This is a genomic window from Rhodopseudomonas sp. BR0C11 (assembly GCF_010820945.1).
GTDB lineage: Bacteria > Pseudomonadota > Alphaproteobacteria > Rhizobiales > Xanthobacteraceae > Rhodopseudomonas > Rhodopseudomonas palustris_H.
On sequence record NZ_QTKI01000061.1, the window covers coordinates 1 to 17,217 of the forward strand.

The 17,217-nt window shown below is 65.8% G+C and carries 17 protein-coding genes; 4 read left to right on the forward strand and 13 right to left on the reverse strand.

Features of this window, described 5'->3' with window-relative positions; translation table 11 throughout:
- Nucleotides 1–817: gamma-glutamyltransferase (locus DYI24_RS07500; protein ID WP_205523420.1), on the forward strand; the 817-nt coding region annotated here is incomplete at its 5' end.
- Nucleotides 818–1,192: 375 nt separating this feature from the next.
- On the forward strand, nucleotides 1,193–2,269 hold the full coding sequence (locus DYI24_RS07505) for a thermonuclease family protein (RefSeq protein WP_164571842.1): 1,077 nt from the start codon (nucleotides 1,193–1,195) through the stop codon (nucleotides 2,267–2,269).
- Between the two features lie 37 nt (nucleotides 2,270–2,306).
- Here the strand turns inward: DYI24_RS07505 and DYI24_RS07510 are convergent, their stop codons facing one another.
- The 6 genes from DYI24_RS07510 to DYI24_RS07535 are packed head-to-tail and all read right to left on the reverse strand — an operon-like array spanning nucleotide 2,307 to nucleotide 6,225.
- Entirely contained in the window at nucleotides 2,307–4,409 is a 2,103-nt protein-coding gene (locus DYI24_RS07510) for a heavy metal translocating P-type ATPase (protein WP_164571843.1), read from the reverse strand.
- A complete protein-coding gene (locus tag DYI24_RS07515; RefSeq protein WP_011157887.1) occupies nucleotides 4,406–4,744 on the reverse strand; it encodes a hypothetical protein in 339 nt (112 codons plus the stop codon). The genes DYI24_RS07510 and DYI24_RS07515 overlap by 4 nt, the downstream gene beginning before the upstream one ends.
- Entirely contained in the window at nucleotides 4,737–5,078 is a 342-nt protein-coding gene (locus tag DYI24_RS07520) for a hypothetical protein (protein ID WP_107355430.1), read from the reverse strand. The genes DYI24_RS07515 and DYI24_RS07520 overlap by 8 nt, the downstream gene beginning before the upstream one ends.
- Complete coding sequence (locus DYI24_RS07525) at nucleotides 5,065–5,388, reverse strand: hypothetical protein (protein ID WP_164571844.1); 324 nt, start codon at nucleotides 5,386–5,388, stop codon at nucleotides 5,065–5,067. The genes DYI24_RS07520 and DYI24_RS07525 overlap by 14 nt, the downstream gene beginning before the upstream one ends.
- Nucleotides 5,389–5,405: 17 nt before the next feature.
- A complete protein-coding gene (locus DYI24_RS07530; protein ID WP_164571845.1) occupies nucleotides 5,406–5,738 on the reverse strand; it encodes an HMA2 domain-containing protein in 333 nt (110 codons plus the stop codon).
- 7 nt (nucleotides 5,739–5,745) lie between these two features.
- Nucleotides 5,746–6,225 (reverse strand): hypothetical protein, encoded by a 480-nt coding sequence (locus tag DYI24_RS07535; protein WP_164571846.1) that lies wholly within the window; start codon nucleotides 6,223–6,225, stop codon nucleotides 5,746–5,748.
- Nucleotides 6,226–6,722: 497 nt separating this feature from the next.
- On the opposite strand from DYI24_RS07535, the gene irrA reads away from it, so the two are divergent.
- A complete protein-coding gene (gene irrA / locus DYI24_RS07540; RefSeq protein WP_107346569.1) occupies nucleotides 6,723–7,214 on the forward strand; it encodes an iron response transcriptional regulator IrrA in 492 nt (163 codons plus the stop codon).
- Between the two features lie 81 nt (nucleotides 7,215–7,295).
- On the opposite strand, the gene DYI24_RS07545 is transcribed toward irrA, so the two are convergent.
- From DYI24_RS07545 to DYI24_RS07570, 6 genes are all read right to left on the reverse strand, one after another.
- Nucleotides 7,296–7,916, reverse strand: a complete 621-nt coding sequence (locus DYI24_RS07545) for a dimethylsulfonioproprionate lyase family protein (protein ID WP_164571847.1) — start codon at nucleotides 7,914–7,916, stop codon at nucleotides 7,296–7,298.
- Nucleotides 7,917–8,927, reverse strand: a complete 1,011-nt coding sequence (locus tag DYI24_RS07550; RefSeq protein WP_164571848.1) for a class I SAM-dependent methyltransferase — start codon at nucleotides 8,925–8,927, stop codon at nucleotides 7,917–7,919. It lies immediately after the preceding gene.
- A 243-nt stretch (nucleotides 8,928–9,170) separates the two neighbouring features.
- Nucleotides 9,171–10,346, reverse strand: coding sequence for a hypothetical protein (locus DYI24_RS07555; RefSeq protein WP_164571849.1), 1,176 nt, complete (start codon nucleotides 10,344–10,346; stop codon nucleotides 9,171–9,173).
- A gap of 20 nt (nucleotides 10,347–10,366) precedes the next feature.
- On the reverse strand, nucleotides 10,367–11,758 hold the full coding sequence (locus DYI24_RS07560) for a nitrogenase component 1 (RefSeq protein ID WP_164571850.1): 1,392 nt from the start codon (nucleotides 11,756–11,758) through the stop codon (nucleotides 10,367–10,369).
- Nucleotides 11,758–13,293, reverse strand: coding sequence for a nitrogenase component 1 (locus DYI24_RS07565; protein WP_164571851.1), 1,536 nt, complete (start codon nucleotides 13,291–13,293; stop codon nucleotides 11,758–11,760). Before DYI24_RS07565 ends, DYI24_RS07560 begins: the two co-directional genes overlap by 1 nt.
- Nucleotides 13,294–13,517: 224 nt before the next feature.
- Entirely contained in the window at nucleotides 13,518–14,711 is a 1,194-nt protein-coding gene (locus DYI24_RS07570) for a PLP-dependent transferase (RefSeq protein ID WP_164571852.1), read from the reverse strand.
- Between the two features lie 273 nt (nucleotides 14,712–14,984).
- On the opposite strand from DYI24_RS07570, the gene DYI24_RS07575 reads away from it, so the two are divergent.
- On the forward strand, nucleotides 14,985–16,286 hold the full coding sequence (locus DYI24_RS07575; RefSeq protein WP_164571853.1) for an O-acetylhomoserine aminocarboxypropyltransferase/cysteine synthase family protein: 1,302 nt from the start codon (nucleotides 14,985–14,987) through the stop codon (nucleotides 16,284–16,286).
- A 159-nt stretch (nucleotides 16,287–16,445) separates the two neighbouring features.
- Here DYI24_RS07575 and DYI24_RS07580 read toward each other — a convergent pair whose 3' ends face one another.
- Nucleotides 16,446–16,934, reverse strand: coding sequence for an Lrp/AsnC family transcriptional regulator (locus DYI24_RS07580; RefSeq protein WP_164571854.1), 489 nt, complete (start codon nucleotides 16,932–16,934; stop codon nucleotides 16,446–16,448).
- Nucleotides 16,935–17,217: the final 283 nt, after the last annotated feature.

Here is a 17,217-nt window from a genome sequence, read left to right on the forward strand (position 1 = left end):
TCGGCCGAACGGGCAGGGGCTCGCGGCGCTGATGATCCTGCGTGTGCTCGAAGGCTTCGACGTCGGCAAGCTGAACGACGCCGACCGGATTCATCTGCTCGCAGAGGCGACCAAGGCGGCTTACGCGACCCGCGATGCGTATTTCTGCGATCCGGCGATCACTCCGCTCGAGCCCGCGCGGTTCTTGTCGGACGCGGTGATTAGCAAGATCCGGCAAGCGATCAGCATGGATCGTGCCGGTGAGGCGCAGCCGTGGCTCGATACCGAACATCGCGACACGGTCTATGTCACCGTGGTCGACCGCGATCTCAACGCGGTGTCGCTGATCAACTCGATCTTCTCGCCGTTCGGCAGCGGCATCTACGCGCCCAACTCGGGCGTGCTGCTGCACAATCGCGGCTGGAGCTTCCGCGCCAAGCCCGGCCATCCCAACTCGCTCGCGCCCAGCAAGCGGCCGATGCATACGATCATTCCCGGCATGCTGATGCAGGGCGATCAGGCTGTGATGCCGTTCGGCGTGATGGGCGGCCACTATCAGGCAGCGGGTCACGCCAACTTCATCTCCAACGTGTTGGACTTCGGCCTCGACATCCAGGCTGCGGCCGAGCGCCCGCGCAGCTTCTGCTTCGACGGCGCGCTGTCGCTGGAGACCACGATCGGCCAGGACATCCACGACGAGATGCAGCGTCGCGGCCACACCGTGCGCTGGACGGAGGAAGCAATCGGCGGCTGCCAGGCGATCCGGATCGATCGTGCGCGCGGCGTCCTGCTCGGCGCGTCCGATCACCGCAAGGACGGCGTGGCACTCGGCTACTAAGACCGCCGAACGCGGAAAGCACGATGGATCGAGCCGAATGGCACCGGCTCGATCCTCTGAGCTGAAGGTTGGCGTTCTCACGGCGCACAGCAGTCCCTCCATTCCGCGGTCGCCAGGTTCCGTGGCCGGATGCGCCTTAAGCGCCAGGCGCTGCCCCTTCATCTCCGACGATGTCAGCCCCGTCGAGCCGCCGGATAGGCCCAGAATCCCCTCGATCCAATTTTCGCCCAGAAGGGCGGCGAATTCTGCCCGGACACTGGCGCGGGCAAGGCCGTTTTGCGCCCGGCAGCAGAGGTGGCATGGCTCCTGATCGGGTGCCGCGGCTTCAATCGCCGGGCGCCTATGCTAAGCCGCGCCACCGGAGAATGGGTTGGAATGCGATTCTTCTCGAAAATGACGATCGGCATGGCGGCCGTAGCCACGATCGCGCTCGCCTCCAGTGGGGCGTATGCGCGGGGTTGGGACACCGTGCACCGCTTTGTGCATAAGACAGGCAAGTGCGGTGCGGGCAAAGAGGTCCTGGCGTCACTGTATACGGTCGGTTCGCGGACGAGCAGCGGCGAGCCAATGAAACATGACGGCTTGACCGCAGCCTCCCACGAATATCCGCTCGGCACCACCGTCGTGGTCACCAACCCGGCGAACGGCCGAAGCTGCAGCATTCGGGTCAACGACCGCGGCCCCTATGGCAAGCCGCGCGATCTCGGCGTGAAGATCGACTTCACCCTCGGCTCAGCCCGGTGCCTCGGCATGCGTGGGACGCAGTATGTCTGTCTGCCCGGCGAGGAGCCGATCGAGATCGCCGGCATGGCGCTGGTGATCGACGGCAACACGGTCGAGATCAGCGGCACGAAAATTCGGCTGCAAGGGATCGACGCGCCGGAGACCGACCAGCTGTGCGTTGACGAGAAGGGCACCGGCTGGACCTGCGGCCTTGCCGCACGCGATGAACTCGCCAAGCGCTTCGGCGACAAGCCATGGACCTGCCAGGTCGCGGGTCATGACAAATACGGCAGGTCGCTCGGAAGCTGCGCGGTGAATGCGGAGAGCGTTGAAGAGTGGATGGTACGCTCCGGCTGGGCCGTCTCGCTCGCCCGCTCGGCACGCACCTATGAGGCCTCCGAGGTCATCGCCCGGGACGCGCAATCCGGCCTGTGGTCAGGCGCGTTCATCATGCCTTCCGATTGGCGGAATCGAAACCAGAAGACCACCATCGTCGGGGCTGCCAACGTGCCGAGCAGCGCCCTGGAAATCCTGCGCGGCGCAGCCTCAGTTGCCGAAGCGCCGTCGCCGGAGTGTGCCATCAAAGGCACGATTGCCAAGGGCGGCCAATGCACTTACCAGCGGCCAGGCAGTCAACTGTACGCGAAGCTGAAGATGGGCCCGAGTAAGCGCTGGTTCTGCAGCGTGAAGGAAGCCGAGACGGCGGGGTGCCGGGCGGTCAAGAAGTGAGCCGTCCCTAACTGGTCGGGTTGTCTTGTTTGTGGGCTTAGCGGTCGCCAACTCGGGGCGCTGCAACCCTCGGCAGGGTATTCCTGAGGGCGTTCAGCAGAATTCCGATCGTCGTGCCGTTGTGCAGGACGGCGGTGGTGATCGGGGCCAGCACGCCCATCGCTGCCAGCCCGAGGATCGTGGTGTTGAGGCCGACCGTCAGTTTGTAGTTGCTGGCGATCCGCGCCATCGCGCGATTGGCAAGCTCCTTGGCGTCCGCGACGCGGTCGACGCCGTCTTCGAGCAGGGCGATGTCAGCGGTGAGCCGCGCGATATCCGCCCCCTTGTGCATGGCGATGCCGACATGGGCGCCGGCCAGCGCCGGCGCGTCGTTGATGCCGTCGCCGACGAACGCAATCTTGGCGCCCTTGGTATTCAGGTCGGCGATGATCGCGGCCTTGTCGGTCGGCAGCAGCTCGGCATGAAAGCCGTCGAGCCCGAGTTCTTGCGCCATTTCGGCGGCGCGGTCGCGGTGATCGCCGGTCAGCAGCAGAATGCGCTTGGCGCCGGCGCGGCGCAGCCGTGCGATGGTCGCGGCGCTGGTCGGGCGGACGGTATCCTTCAGTCCGAGGACGCCGAGCAGACGTCCGCCGAAGCCGATGAACAGCAGCGTCTTGCCTTCGCGATACAGACGATCGATCGGATCTCGATAGGGCGCGACATCGATGCCCTCATCCTCTTCGACGAAATGGCGTGAGCCGACGACGATGCGCTCGCCATTGATGACGCTGGCGACGCCATGGGCCACGATGAACTCTACTTCGGCATGGTCGAAATGGTGGCCGTGCCGGGCCTTGGCGGCATTCACGACCGCGAGCGCCAAGGGATGAAAGTAGTGTTCTTCGACCGATGCGGCCATGTAGATCAGGTCGTCGGCGCTGTAGGCGGAGTCGAAGGTGATCGAGTCCGTCACCTCCAAAGTGCCGCTGGTGAGCGTCCCGGTTTTGTCGAAGATGAAAGTGTCGGCCTGGGCGAGGCGTTCGAGCGCGCTCGCGCCCTTGACCAGAATGCCGATCCGGCCGGCATGATACATCGCGGATTTGAACGCGACCGGTGTTGCCAGCTTCAGCGCGCAGGAATAGTCCGCCTGCAGCACCGAGGCGGCCGAGCGCCAGTCGCCGGTGAGCAGCACGGAGAAACCGGCGAGCTTCAGCACGGTGGGGACCAGACGATCGGCGAGGCGGGCTGCCTCGATCTGTGCCTCGCTTTTCGCGGTCAGCGATTGTTCGACATAGTCGGCGATCCGCGCGGCGGCGGTCCGGCGACCGACCTGCTCGGCATAGATCGTCAGTCGACCGTCCTCGAGCATGGTGCCGGACAGAACCTTGCAGCCGCGGCTCTTGACCACGGGTGCGCTCTCGCCGGTCATCGCCGCCTCATTGACGGTGGCTTCGCCGGACAGAACGGTGCCGTCGACCGGAACGATCGCGCCGGCGCCGACCACCACGGCATCGCCGGCCGTCACCTCGTCGGCGGAAATCTGTACTTCGACGCCGTCGCGCAGCACCCAGACGCCGTCGCCGGTCGGGCGCAGCAGGTGCTTGAGCAGATCGTCGGAACGGCGCGCGATGGAGTCTTCGATCGCCTCGCCGAGCGCCAGGATGAACGTCGTGGTGTTGGCGGCGACGAAGTCGGACCGCGCAAGCGAGATCGACACTGCCATCGCCTCCAGCACGTGGCGGGGGAGGCCATGGGTTCGAGGATCGGCCGCCGCGTGGCGTAGCAGCGGAAGGGCGGCGGCGAGGCTGACCGGAAGGCGAGCCGGCATCGGCAGCGTGCTGGTCCCGAGCAGGACGGCGAGTGTCGCGGCGACGTCCGAACCGCCGTCTTCGCTTCGCGGATTTGTGCCTGCCTCCGATGCCCCAAGGCCCGCAATCGTGGCGACGATGGTGTCGGCGTCTGTGTGGGCCGGATCGAAACAGACGATCAGCGACGCGGCGCGCGGATTGACGCGCGCCGAGGTCACGCCGTCGATCAACCTGGCGATGCCGGCGAGCAGAGCAGGGTCGGACGTCTCGGAGCGGCGCCGATAGCGCAGGCGGATGCGGCCGGGCAGGCGGTGAACGACCTCGACTGCCGACAGCCACCGGTTATCGGTCATACGGTGCCGCTCTGCTCGGCCTCGACTTCCGCACTGAGGTCGGCGAACTGTTCCTTCAGCTCGGCGACGCTTCCCATCATATTGGCGTAGGCTTTGATCGCGCCCTTGAACAGCTTGCTACGTAGCTCCTCTTCGGAGAGCACGTAGGCCGCGAGGCCGCCGATCAGCAGTCCGAGCAGAAACTGCTCGTTACGGCCTTTGGGCAGCAGCCCGCCGAGATTGCCGAGCATGCCTTGCCGCTGGCGGTTGCCGGCGAGGGTGAGTTGTCCGGCGAGCAACTGCTCGATCTCGCGACGCTTCAGGCCCTTGCCGCGCTTTCCCTTCTTCTTAGCCAAGTCCAATCTCCTCGGAAGTTTCGGTCGCGGCCGCCAATTCGGTCGCCAAGAGAGTTTCCAGAGCCAGGGCGCCGAGCGCCCCGCCAGCAAGCGCGCTGAGCGCACCGAAATAGTCCTGATCGCGCATGCTTTCCGCGACAGCTGCGCCGGCCGCCAGCGCCACGCCGCCCTGCAACGCCTGGCGCAGCAGCTTGCGGCCATGAGGCTTGCCGGAGGTGCGGCTGTCCTGGATCGCGGCGAGCAGGCCCGCGGCGATCATGCCACGGGTGAAGTTGGTGGCAATTTCCCCGGCAGCGAGCGGCGCCGCGCGTGCCTTCGCCTTACGCTTTTTCATTCGGGGCAGTCGCGTCGGCGGACGGGGCTGGTGCGGCGTCGGTTGTTGCCGCGTTCGGCGCAGCGTCTGTCGCTGCTTCGCCGCTATCCGCGGTGGTGGACAGTTTCGACCGAAGCGCGGCGCTGGATTTCTCGACGGCGCTGAGGCCGGAGACAGTCGCTTCGCGCAGTTCCTCGCCGGCCTTGTCCAATCCGCTGCGGGCCTTCTGGGCGAACGACTTGACGGCTTCCGGCGCTTTGGACTGCTTCAGCAGATGCACGCCGACGACGCCGACGAGAATCCCGGATGCAAATCGCAGAAGTGGGAGCATGATGAAATCCTTCCGAACTATGAGCCGGCCAGCAGGCCGTGCAGATTGTTGCGCAGCGTTTCGCCCTCCGGCGTCGTGTCGCCCGAGACGAAGTCGCGCCAGGCGGAGGGCGGGATTCCGGATGGGTCGTATTCGACCACGCAGGATCGCGCGAGCGGGTTCAGGCTGATCGAACGGATGCCGTCCATCTTCGCCAGCGCTTTGCCGAACCGCTTCGCCTCGTCCGCCATCGCGATCAGCTCGCCGTCGAGCGGGACCTTCAGTTTGAGGCGGATGCGACCGGGCAGGTGGTGCGCGATTTCGAGATGATGCGTGAAGCGCAGAAGGCCTGCGGCGGAAGGATCAGACACGGAGAACCTAACGGAATGTGCGGCGCCAATGCACCGCGAGGTGGGTGAGGGTCGCCGCGATGGCGACGACGCCCATCTGAGCGTGGAGTTTGCGGCTGACGCCGAGCGTCGCCACGGTTCCCGCCATGCCGGCGAGGGCGCCGACTTTGGCGACGCGATTGATCGTCGACCGGGTCTGCGCCCGGCGACGCAATCGCTGAATCGGGTCATTGGCGGCGGTTGGTGAATCCGGTGTCCCGACCGGCGCCATCGTCGCCCACACCGCTGCGACCTCGGCACGGATTCGCGCCTCCATCGCTGTGTCGGCCGGATCGTAGCGCAGCAGGAACGAGCCGATGGCTGGATCGCCATCGACCGCCACCAGCGTGCGCAGCTTATTGTCCAGTGCAGCATAGCGGGAGCGATCCCGCAGCATGCGATGCCGTAACCGAATCCGCCCCGGCAGGACCGAGACGAATGCAGAAGTGTGATCGTTCGGGCGGGTCATCGCCGCACCAGACCCTGCCGGCTGGCGTGGTTGGTTGCGGTGTGGCGCGGTAAGAAGGCGTTTGGTGCGACTGATGGGAGGCGGGAGGGGCGCCCGCTCAGGCCGCGTGCGCAATCGGAGACGCAGGGGCCATCGAAGGCGAAGTCGGATCGACAGCTGGCAGTCAAAGGCGCTCCTTCGCGTCACCCAGGTTTAGAATTTGCCAACCTCGATACTCTGCAAAAGCGTCGATGAGGTTGTGTAGTGTGGTATCTCTGTAGTGAGTATTTTGCTTGTGACTATTAGTCTGGATCGTAAAAGTCGGCAGTTTCCTTGATGCGCGTCAAATGCGGAGGTGCTGCGGTCCAGCGGACGAATACAATTGGTACTGGGATGATCCACCATCGGTGTCAGGGTGCGATCATCGGCGAATGCGACCCGTTTCCAAGATTTGACTGCGGTCAATTCGCAAAAGCGAATTGTTCCCTATGGTGATCTTCGAAACGAGGATTCTCAGAGTGAATTTCAGACCCGACAGCCGCCGCTTTGACTCGGCCGACATCCGGCCGGTCGACATCAATCAGCTTGCCCCGGAGCCGGCGCGGCCCTGTGCGGTCGACCTGCTGCAAACGGTCGGCCTGCGCCCAACGGCTCAGCGCCTGGTTCTGACGCAGCTTCTGTTCGGGAGCGGCGACCGCCATGTCACCGCGGAAATGCTGTACGAGGAGGCGTCAGGCGCTTCGGTCCAGATCTCACTCGCGACGGTGTACAACACGCTCAATCACTTCGCCGAACTCGGCTTGGTGCGCCGTGTCAGCGTCGATGGCAGCAAGACCTATTTCGACACCAACATCAGCGACCACCATCACGTCTATCTGGAAAACCGGCACGAGCTGATCGACATCCCGGCCTCGCTCATTCAGCTCGGCGAGCTGCCTCAGATTCCCGAGGGCTACGAGGTCAGCCGCGTCGATCTGGTGGTGCGCCTCCGGCGGAAGGGGCGGGGCTAGGATCACCTGCCTCTGCCGGCGTATTAGCGCCCATCCGCGGCTGATGTCCTGACCTTCTGAAGAAGACAGCCTTGCGAGCTGTCACACCCACCGCGACGGCGTATCGACGTCGCCGGTCCATGAGTAGATCGCCAGTAGCGGCCCGTCGTCGGCGCGCATGGCGTGGACGACATCGCTGGCGTGCAGGATGGCATCGCCCGGCCGGCGCGGTGCACTGTTGGTGTCGACGGTCCAGTGTGGATGGCCGACCACGATCCGATAAAGCTCGACCGCGGGATGACGGTGCGGCGGATAGTAGGTCCGCGGGCCGATCAAGGTAAGGCCGAAGCAGACTTCGCGGCTGACGATCGGCGCCAGCGGGCCGATTAGTTCGGCCCAGCCCATGGCGCCTTCGAGGCCGGGCGCATCGTCGCGCGGCGTGTAGCCGTAGCGCCAGGGGAGCTGCTGCGCGATCGGGCGGAGGGCGGCCGCGACCTCCGGCGCTGTGGCTTCGGCAAGATCGAGCACCGCCGGCAGGTGCTGCGTCAACGGATGGTGCGTCGGCCGCAGCGCTGCAGCCTCCAGAGGGGCCGCGGCGAGCAGCGCCTCGACACGGCGGATCTCGGCCCTGGCTGCGTCACCGGCTCCGTTCGGATCGGCGAAGGAACTCCGCAGCGCTGCGACCAGCGATCGCAGCTGGCCGGCTTCATCAGAGGCGGTCATTCAGCGCAGGCCCGATTGCAGCACCACGTAGGTGTGGCCGATCCGCAGACCGTTGCGATGCGCCTCCCAGGCCGCCACCGCGCCGAGCTGTTCGCCGGCGAGACTGGCCTCGATCGTCGCGGCATTGGCGCCGGCCGCGCCGGGATCGAGATCTGCGAACGCAGCCTCCAGCGCATCCGCTGCATAAAACCGGAACGGGCCGAGGCCTTGGCGCTCCCAATTCGCGTAGGTGGAGATGACGTCGTCGGCGTCGGCCTGCACCTTCCAGCCATAAGTGAGGACGCGCGGCACCAGCCCGGCGGCGCGCGACATCTGCGCCAGAATGTCGAGCGGCACCCGCGCGCCGACCGTCGACAGCACGACGCCATCCGGCGTCAGCGCGTCGCGCGCCTGCACCAGCGCGAGGTAGTGCATCGTCAGCAGCCAGTCGGTGATGAAGGCCGGGATGTCTTCGCTGCGCGGCGCGAGGAAAGCGGCGCTGGTCTTGTCGGCTTCGATCTTGCGGCTGTCGTCGACCGGCAGATTGGGCAGGTTCTCGTAGATCACGTCGAACTTCACCCCCGCGGAAGCGAGTGGAATGAGCAGGTCGCCCGCGCCGGCGTGCAAGGTGATGGCCGCGTCGGGGCGGACATTGCCGCGCACATTGCGCGCCGCGGTGGCGACCACCTCGTCGAACAGGTCGGTGATGCCGACGATCTCGGCGCCGAGCAATTCGATCGCCGCCAGCGCATCGACGCCGGAGCCGGTGCCGATCGAGGCGAATGCGCGTGGCGGTGTTGCGCGGTTGCGCGCGAGGACCCGGAACGCCGGTGCCGCGACGCTCGCCACCCAGTCGCGCTTGAGGTCGTTCAGGTCGGGCAGATAAGCACGGTCGGCGAGTTCGATCTCGACCTCGTCCTTGATCCGCCGAAGGGGCGTCGTGCCGAGATACCGGCGGGCATCGAAGCGCAGCTTCGGCGCTGCTTCGGGAGCGGGGGCCGATGTTCGGCCGGTGTTCAGTGCCGTCGCCATATTGTCACTCGCAGTCGGATTGTGGATTCGGTGTCGATCGAATGACTCAGGCAAGGCGTCAATGCGCCACTGACGGTCGTCGATGATGGCAACACTCATACGTCAAGGTTGCCAGCAGGAGTTTTCCTTGTCGGCAGCGAAGCGAGAATGCCATTCGCCTCCGCGACGCGCGCCTAGTTGATCATGTGCGTTCGCTGCTGGCTCGCGAGAACGGGCCGGGGCCCGAGTCTCACCGGTGCGAGGTCAATGGCACAGACCGTAGCCGCCAGCGATGATCGCCTGGACCGGCGCAGCGCCGATCGAGATCGACGCCGAGCGCTGGCGCAGATGGGTGTCGATCACCGCGACCGTGCCCTGATCCTCGATCGGCAAGTACAGCTTGTCGCCGTCGGGTGTGACCACGCCGGTGCCCGGCACGCCATCGAGCGCGATCGAGCCCGCGGCCTTGCGGCGCTCGAGGTCGAAGATCAGCAGCTTGCGCGCGGCGGGCGCTGGCACGAACGCCACCGTATCGAACCAGGCTGCATAAGCTGTCGATGCCGCGGCCGGCAGCACAACGCCGCCCGGCTGCAGCGGCTCCGACGGCAGGATCGACAGCGTGCCCGCATGCTGATCGATCGCCAGCAACTGGATGCCGGTGCCGGTTGCGAACAGAACGGGATGATCGGAGGTGGGCACGCTCGCCAGGACCTGCCGCGAGCGCAGATCGAGGTGCAGTACGCGGCGCGGAGTCTCGGCCGTCAACGCAAAGCCCTCGCGGCCGTTCGGCGCGCGCAGCAGTGCGTGCAGCGACGGCCCTTCGACCGGCGGACCAGGCTGCGCGGCCGCAATGTCATACGTCGATAGACCGCCGACGCTCGCAGCTGCCACCAGGAGGGATGAACTATCGCCGGAGAAGATCGCCTCGCGGATCTCGCGCGGGCCGTCGATCCGGCTGCGTTCGCGGCCGTCGGTGCTGTCGAGCAGCACGATTGTGCCGCGCGGATCGTCGAACGCCGCCAGCCGCTGGCCGTCGGGGCTGATCCGCAGCCGCGACGGGATGAATGGCAGCGGCACATCGCGGCGGCTCTGCGCTGCCAGATCAACACTGACGAGACGTGGACTGCGCAGGTCGATCGCGGCCAGGCGTCCGCCGCGCTGGGAGATCTGCAACTCGCGAGGTTCAAGACCGAGTTCGAGCGTACCGGTCACCGTGTCGGAATCGACATCGATCGCATCGAGGGCGGCAACGCCGCGCCGCGCGACGAAGATCGTGCGCCGGTAGTCGCGGTAAGCTTCGGCGCGGGCAGGGGCGGCGGTGAGCAGCGTCGCCGCGCCAACCAGCGCTGTTCCCAAAAGACGCCGACGGGTGATGCCGGCATGGGAGCGTGCTCCGGTGGGCTGCGTCGGGTCGGATGGCGGTTTGGAACTGAACGTCACGATGTCTCGTCAGGAAGTGCTTAGGCGCTGCGGCTGATGGCGGTGGTGTAGATGCGCTCGATCAAGGTGAGCGCGCCGCGATAGCCAGCGTAGCCGCGCGACAGCACGACTTCATAGGAGGCCGGGAAACCGACTTCGAGAATGAAGCCGTGCAGTTCCTTGGCGAGATCGCGCTCCCAGGTTGTGCCGAAGATCAGCGGAGGCTTGCGGCCGAAATCGGCGCTGCGGAGTGCGGTATGCACCGCGTAGCTATCTTCGGCGAACACCGGTTCGATGCCGACGTCGTGGTCGAGCTTGGCGAACGCCGCGCGGATCGCGTCGCGATGCTCGGGCGGGGTGTTGTCGGTGATCACCACCGAGGCCGGCACCAGGCCGAGCTGACGGACCGCGAAACTGCTCAGCGACAGCGTGGTGGCGGCATCGCCGACGGCGGCAAACCGCGCCGGCAGGCCCCAGCGATACTGCGAATAGAATTCCGAAAACGCCTCGATGTAGCCGTAGTAGTCGCGCTCTTCCGCAGCGATGAAAGCGCCGGCCTGCGAGTCCGGAATGCCGGCAAAGGCGGCGACTTGGCGCAGGAATTCTGAGGTCTGCCGGCCGCCGATCGGCGGCACGGGCAGGTGAAGATACGGCTGGCCGTATTTGCTTTCCAGATGCTGCGCGGTGGCGAGGCCGAGCCAGGGCGATGCCACAAGATTGAACTGCGCCCGCGGGATTGCCCGCCATTCCGATACGCCGGCCGAACCGGGGCCGAACAGCACGTTGACGCGCAGCCCGATGCCTTCCAGCAGCCGCTTCAATTCGGCGAGATCGCCGCGCCAGAACGGGTCCTGGTAGGGCAGCGGTGCCCACAGATTGACGAGACCATGTTCACGCAGCCCTGCATCCGCACCGGCGAATTGGTCGATGATGGCGCGGGTGACGACCTCGTGGCCGGTGTAGTTATTGCCGCGGAAGCCGCCGGTGCCGGCATAGACCACGGGCGCACCCTTGGCCTGGAACTCCTTGACCACGGCCGGCACGTCGTCGCCGATCAGATCCGGGATGCAGCCGGTGAGCACGACGAACAGATCGGCTTCCATCAGCTCCAGCGTGTGGCTGATCAGCTCGCGCAGCCGCTCTTCGCCGCCGAAGATCACTTCGCGCTGGGTGGCGTTGGTGCTCGGCGCGACGCCGAGACCGCCCCAGCCGCCTCCCTGGTAAGCGTTGTTGAAGGCGAGCGCGCCGCATTGCTTGTCGGCGCAGCCCGGGCCGCAATGGGTGATCGGAATCGCGCGCGGGATCGCCGCCACGGTCTGCATCGCACCGAGCGCGCAGGCGTAACGAACCTGCTCGATCGGGCCTTCTTCGGGGACGTCGGCAACGACAGGGACAGGACCGGAGCGACGGACTTGAAGCGGGGTGATGGTCATCAGACGCGACTTCCGGCGGCTTGCGGGGCGTTCTGCCGGGCGAGCAGATACGGATCGGCCTGATCCAGCCACCATTGCTTGTAGGGCAGGCTGGTATGACCGGCGAGGTCCTGGTGGAATTTGCGCTGCGCCAACGCATCGACGATCTCCTCGCCGAGATCGGTCATGCCCTGATAGCCGATCGCCGTCGAAGCATCGCCGAGCGCGATCGCCGGCACGCCGAGGCGCGAGGCGAGGCCGGCCAGACCACCATGGCGGATGATGATGAAGTCCGGATCGGACCGCTTCAGCAGATTGTAGAACTGATACGGCTGGCGATTGGAGATGCTGAAGTGCTCGACTTCGCCATAGGCGTCGATCATGTGACCGAGCGAGTCCTGGCGGACGTCGTGGCTGTCATAGACCGGGTCGTGATGGAACACGAGCGAGCCGGGCACCTCGACGCCGAGCTCACGCAGCACGCCGATCACGCCGTGAGCATAGGCTGCGCCCATCGCCACGTAGCCGCGCACGCCCTTGAGCCGTTCGCGGAGCCGCTCGATCTGTGGGCGGACGCGGGCGTGCTCGCGGGCGATGTAGGCTTCGGCCAATTCCTCCCGGTGGGTGGCCTTCGCGAGTGCGCGCAGCCAGGCGTCGGTGCCGGCGAAGCCATAAGGCTGCGGCGCCTTGATCTCCTGCACGCCGTATTGCTGCTCCAGCGCAGCGCCGAGATAACCGCCGACCGAATAGCAGAAGGTGGCCGATGCGGCAGCTTCCGAGGCGCGGGCGATCTCGTCGACCGAGGCGACGGTGAGGATGTTGTTGGCTTCGAGGCCCAGCTCCGCCAGCATCGGCGTGAACACGTCGCTGCCCCACAGCACGATGATGTTGACGAGGTTGTCCTGCCGCGGGCCCGGCTTGGGCTTGACGACGTGGCGCAGCACGCCGTGCTGGATCGCGTCGAATCCCGAGCTCCAATGCTTCGACTTGAAGCCCTCGCAATACATTGCCACCACCGGGACGCCGAGCTCGTCCTCGCAATCGCGCACCACGCTCTCGACGTCGTCGCCGATGATGCCGGTGGCGCAGGAGGTGGCGACGAAAACCGCTTTGGGCTGGTGCCTCTCGACCGCGGCCTTGATGGTGGCGCGCAGCTTCTCGGCGCCGCCATAGATCATGTCGCGCTCGATCAGGTTGCTCGACAGTCCGGTGACGTTGCGCGGAGCCAGGCCGCGCCGCATCAGGCCGTTGCGGAAGAACGCATTGCTGTTGATGTGACCGGCGGCGCAACCGATCGGGGAATGCTGCACCAGCACTGCGTCGCGAACGTTGCTGGCTTGGCTTTCAGCAATCTGTTCGGAGCAGGTCGAGCCCTGCGAGAACGGCGACTCCAATTCGCAGATGCGCTGGCCCTTGCCGCCGCAGCCGGGGCCGCAATCGCCGCGGGAGAAGGCTGACTCGTGGGCAAGGCGGGAGGCGGGGCCATCCCATGAAGTAATGGTACCAAGACGCTGCTCGCGGGTCTCGGCGGACGGACTACGAAGATTAATGGCCATCGGCGCGCAACGCCTTCAAAGAACGAAACTGTGAGGATGATCAGTTGCGCGCGAAGATGGCCATGAGGATACGCTGTTCGCAAGCGCGAAAGCGTGGTGCTGTGCGATTTGAAAGAACTAACTGCGCCGCGTCGTGCGAGGAGAAGCAATCCTGTGTCGATGAGGCGCCGGGCGATGACGCTCGGCTACCAACTTGCGGCATGACCCGTCCGTCGCGGTCACGATCAGGCGTCAGCGAGCGCGGAGTCGAGATCAGCGAGGAGGTCCCCGGCGTGCTCGAGCCCGATCGACAATACCACGCGCGGCGAGGCCGCAGCCCGGTCGAGGACGGCGCTGCGGACGCCGCCGTAGGTCACGGCAGGATCAACCAGCGTCAGCGCGTCCGTAAACCGAGCCGCAGCGGCTGCGCTGGGCAGATCGAAGGCGATCAACGCAGCGCCTGTGGCGAGGCCGGACACCTTTGGATGCGCGCCCAGATAGGTCGCGACCTCGCGCGCGCTGGCGGTCTGCCGGCGCAGCCGCAGCGGCAATGTCTCGACACCTTGGATGATCTGGAACACCGCCAGTGGATTGATCGCCGCGCCGAGATCGCGCAGCAGATGCGCCCGCGTCCGCGCCACGAACGGACTGGCGTTCCATTTCTTCACCAGCTCGGTCCAGACCACGCCGTGATAGGACGCATCCGGCTCGCTGAGGGTCGGCAGCCGGGTGGCATGAGCCTCCCAGGAAAACTGGCCGCCATCGATGATCAGGCCGCCTTGGGCACCATCGTGGCCGCCGAGATACTCGGCCGCCGAATAGATCACTAGCGCTGCGCCATGCTCGAACGGCCTCAACGACAGCGGCAGTGCGGTATTGTCGACGATCAGCGGCACGCCGGCCTGCTGCGCCGCTTCCGCTGCACCGGCGAGCGGGAAGGCGCGGAGCTGCGGCACGCTGAGGCTTTCGACATAATACGCACGGGTGCGTGCGTCGGTCGCCGCGGCGAACGACTCCGCCGATCCCGTCTCGGCAGCGAAACGGACGTCGATCCCGAACTGGCGCAGCGAAGCGACGAGGCCGGCATTACGTCCCGCCCCGATGTCTGGCGACAGCACGACGTTGTCACCGCTGTGCGTGATGTTGAGTAGCGCGTACAGCGATGCGCTCTCGCCGGTGGCGAGCGCAAGGGCCCCGACGCCGCCTTCGAGTGCGGCTACGCGGCGCTCCAGAAACTCGCGGGTGGGATTGACTGTGCGCGTGTAAGTGTAGCCGATCTCTTCGAGCGCGAAGATACGGCGCGCGTGCTCGGTGTCCTGAAATTGGTACGACGTTGTCAGGTAAATCGGAGGCACCACTGCGCCGGTGACCGGATCGGCGCGGAACGAACCGCCATGCACCGCGAGCGTTTCGAAATTGGCGGCGAATGGCTGGGTCATGACGGTGCGCTCCTCGGCGACAGAGGTGAAGAGAATGGATCGATCAGTGGATGTCGAGCGACGGATAGATCACTCAGTGCTGCTGCAGCCGCCGTCAAGCGGTGCATGCAAGACACGGCGCTGCGTCGACACCATACGGCGCGGTTTGGGAGTTTTGCGACGCGTGAGACTTCCGACAACTGAATAGCAAGTGTGTTCGAACGCGGCTTGTTCACAGCATCTGCAGAGAATACGGTTGGCACATGAAGTCAAGTAATCGTGCTGGAAAGTGAAATGTTCGCGCAAACTTCAACCGTCGATGATAATCATGCTGTCCAACCGCTGCATCCCAGCACATTCGTTCTCCGCGGCGCGCGTGGCCGTGCCGAGGTGAGTCGCCGTCCTGCGTCGCGCGGCGATGACGGGGGCAGCGCACCGCTGCATTTCGGCAACGAGAGGCTGGATGCGCGGTATCGGGCGGTGAGCCATCCGGTGCTTCGTGAGTTGGAGAGCCGGCTGGCCGCGTTCGAAGGTGGCGCCGCGGCGCTGGCGGTCGCGTCGGGGCAGGCGGCATCGACGTTCTCGGTGCTGAACCTGGCGCAAGCCGGCGACAATTTCGTCACCTCGACGGGGCTTTATGGGGGCACCTGGATCTTGTTCGACAACACCTTGCGCGAACTCGGCATCGAGGCGCGGTTCGTCGATCCGTCCGACCCGGAGAATTTCCGACGCGCCACCGATGCGCGGACCCGGCTGTATTATGCCGAGACGCTGCCCAATCCGAAGCTGGAGGTGTTTCCGATCCGCGAAGTGGCCGCGATCGGCCGTTCGCTCGGAGTGCCACTGGTGATGGACAACACCGCCGTTCCCGGCGTGGTGCGTCCGCTCGATCATGGCGCGGCGATCGTGATGTACTCGACCACCAAATATATCGGCGGTCATGGCACCACGCTCGGCGGCGCGATCATCGACGGCGGCAACTTCCCGTGGCAGCAGCACGCCGAACGATTTCCGCTGCTGACGGCGCCCGATGCGGCCGATCCGCAAATCGTCTGGACCGATGTTGCCCGGCCGTTCGGCTCGATTGCGTTTTCGCTCCGCGCGCGGCTGAAGCTGCTCGGTGATCTCGGCGCCGGCATGGCGCCGCTCGCTGCGTCGCAGATCTTGCAGGGGCTGGAGACGCTTCCGATCCGGATGGAGCAGCACAACGCCAACGCGCTTGTTGTCGCCGACTATCTGAAGGACCATCCGAAAGTTGCGGCGGTGCATTTCCCTGGCCTGCAGAGCGGTGAGCTCCGCCGTCGCGCCGACGCGTCGATGCGGGGAGGGTACGGCGCGCTGATCGGCTTCGAACTGCGCGACGGGCAGGCGGCCGGCCAGCGCTTCATCGAGGCGCTGAAGCTGTTCTATCACGTCGCCAATATCGGTGACGCGCGGTCGCTGGCGATCCAGCCCTCCGCCACCACCCATTCGCAGCTCAGTGAGGAGGATCAGCTGGCGGCCGGCGTGACGCCGGGCTTCATCCGGCTGTCGATCGGGATCGAGCATCCGGACGATATCCTGGCCGATCTCGCACAGGCGCTCGACGCTGCCTGATCGCTCATTCCCCGAGGGTTGGCGATGAGCCAGCCCTTGTGACACCCGTGTAATGGACTGCGTGACCGCGAGGCATGCGGCGCACCGGATCGCTTCGTTGCGAGCAACGGCAGGCGTAATGGCCGGGATCGCGTGAGAAGCGTCGGTCGTGGTCGATCGTTAGGGGGCGGCTTGCGGCGGCGGTGGGACCACCGGGAGCGCTGTGATCGCCTTGATCTTTTCCATCGCAAACCGCGAGGTCACGTTTTTCAGTTCGGCGGTCTTGATCAGCCGGCGGTAGAACCGGTCGAACGACTTCATGTCGGCGACCACGACGCGCAGGACGTAGTCATAGTCTCCGGCAAGCCGGTAAACTTCGACCACTTCGGGCATGCCGCGGAGCGTGGCGGCGAATGAGGCCTGCCATTCCTTGGTCTGTTCGCCGGCTTCGATGAAGACGAACACCGACAGCCCGAGCCCGATCTTTTCCTGATCTACCAGCGCCACGCGGCCGGTGATGACGCCGTCCATCTGCAGGCGCTGAATGCGCTTCCAGCACGGGGTCGACGACAGCCCCACCTTGGAGGCGATGTCCGCGACCGAGTGAGTGGCATTCTCCTGCAACAGCCGGAGTATCTTGATATCGAGATGGTCGAGTGGTCGTGACATACCGAACTGACGACGGAGTGATCCTGATCCGAGGATGGTCTGCTCGTGCGCCAAGCGTGACGAAGGGACGGATGCCATCGGTGACGCCCTCGGCGGAACGAACTACTCCGCGATCTAAAGACGATCTCCGGTCGAACACAACATCCGCCAAGCAGTTTGAAAGATGCTGCTGCGCTGTTAGTTGGGTGGAGAACAAATCGCTCGTGCGGCGGCATTCTCCGGAGTGAACATTCTTGCCCGGCCGCTGGTCGTTCCGGACCGGAAGGGCGGCGTGCGCCGCGTC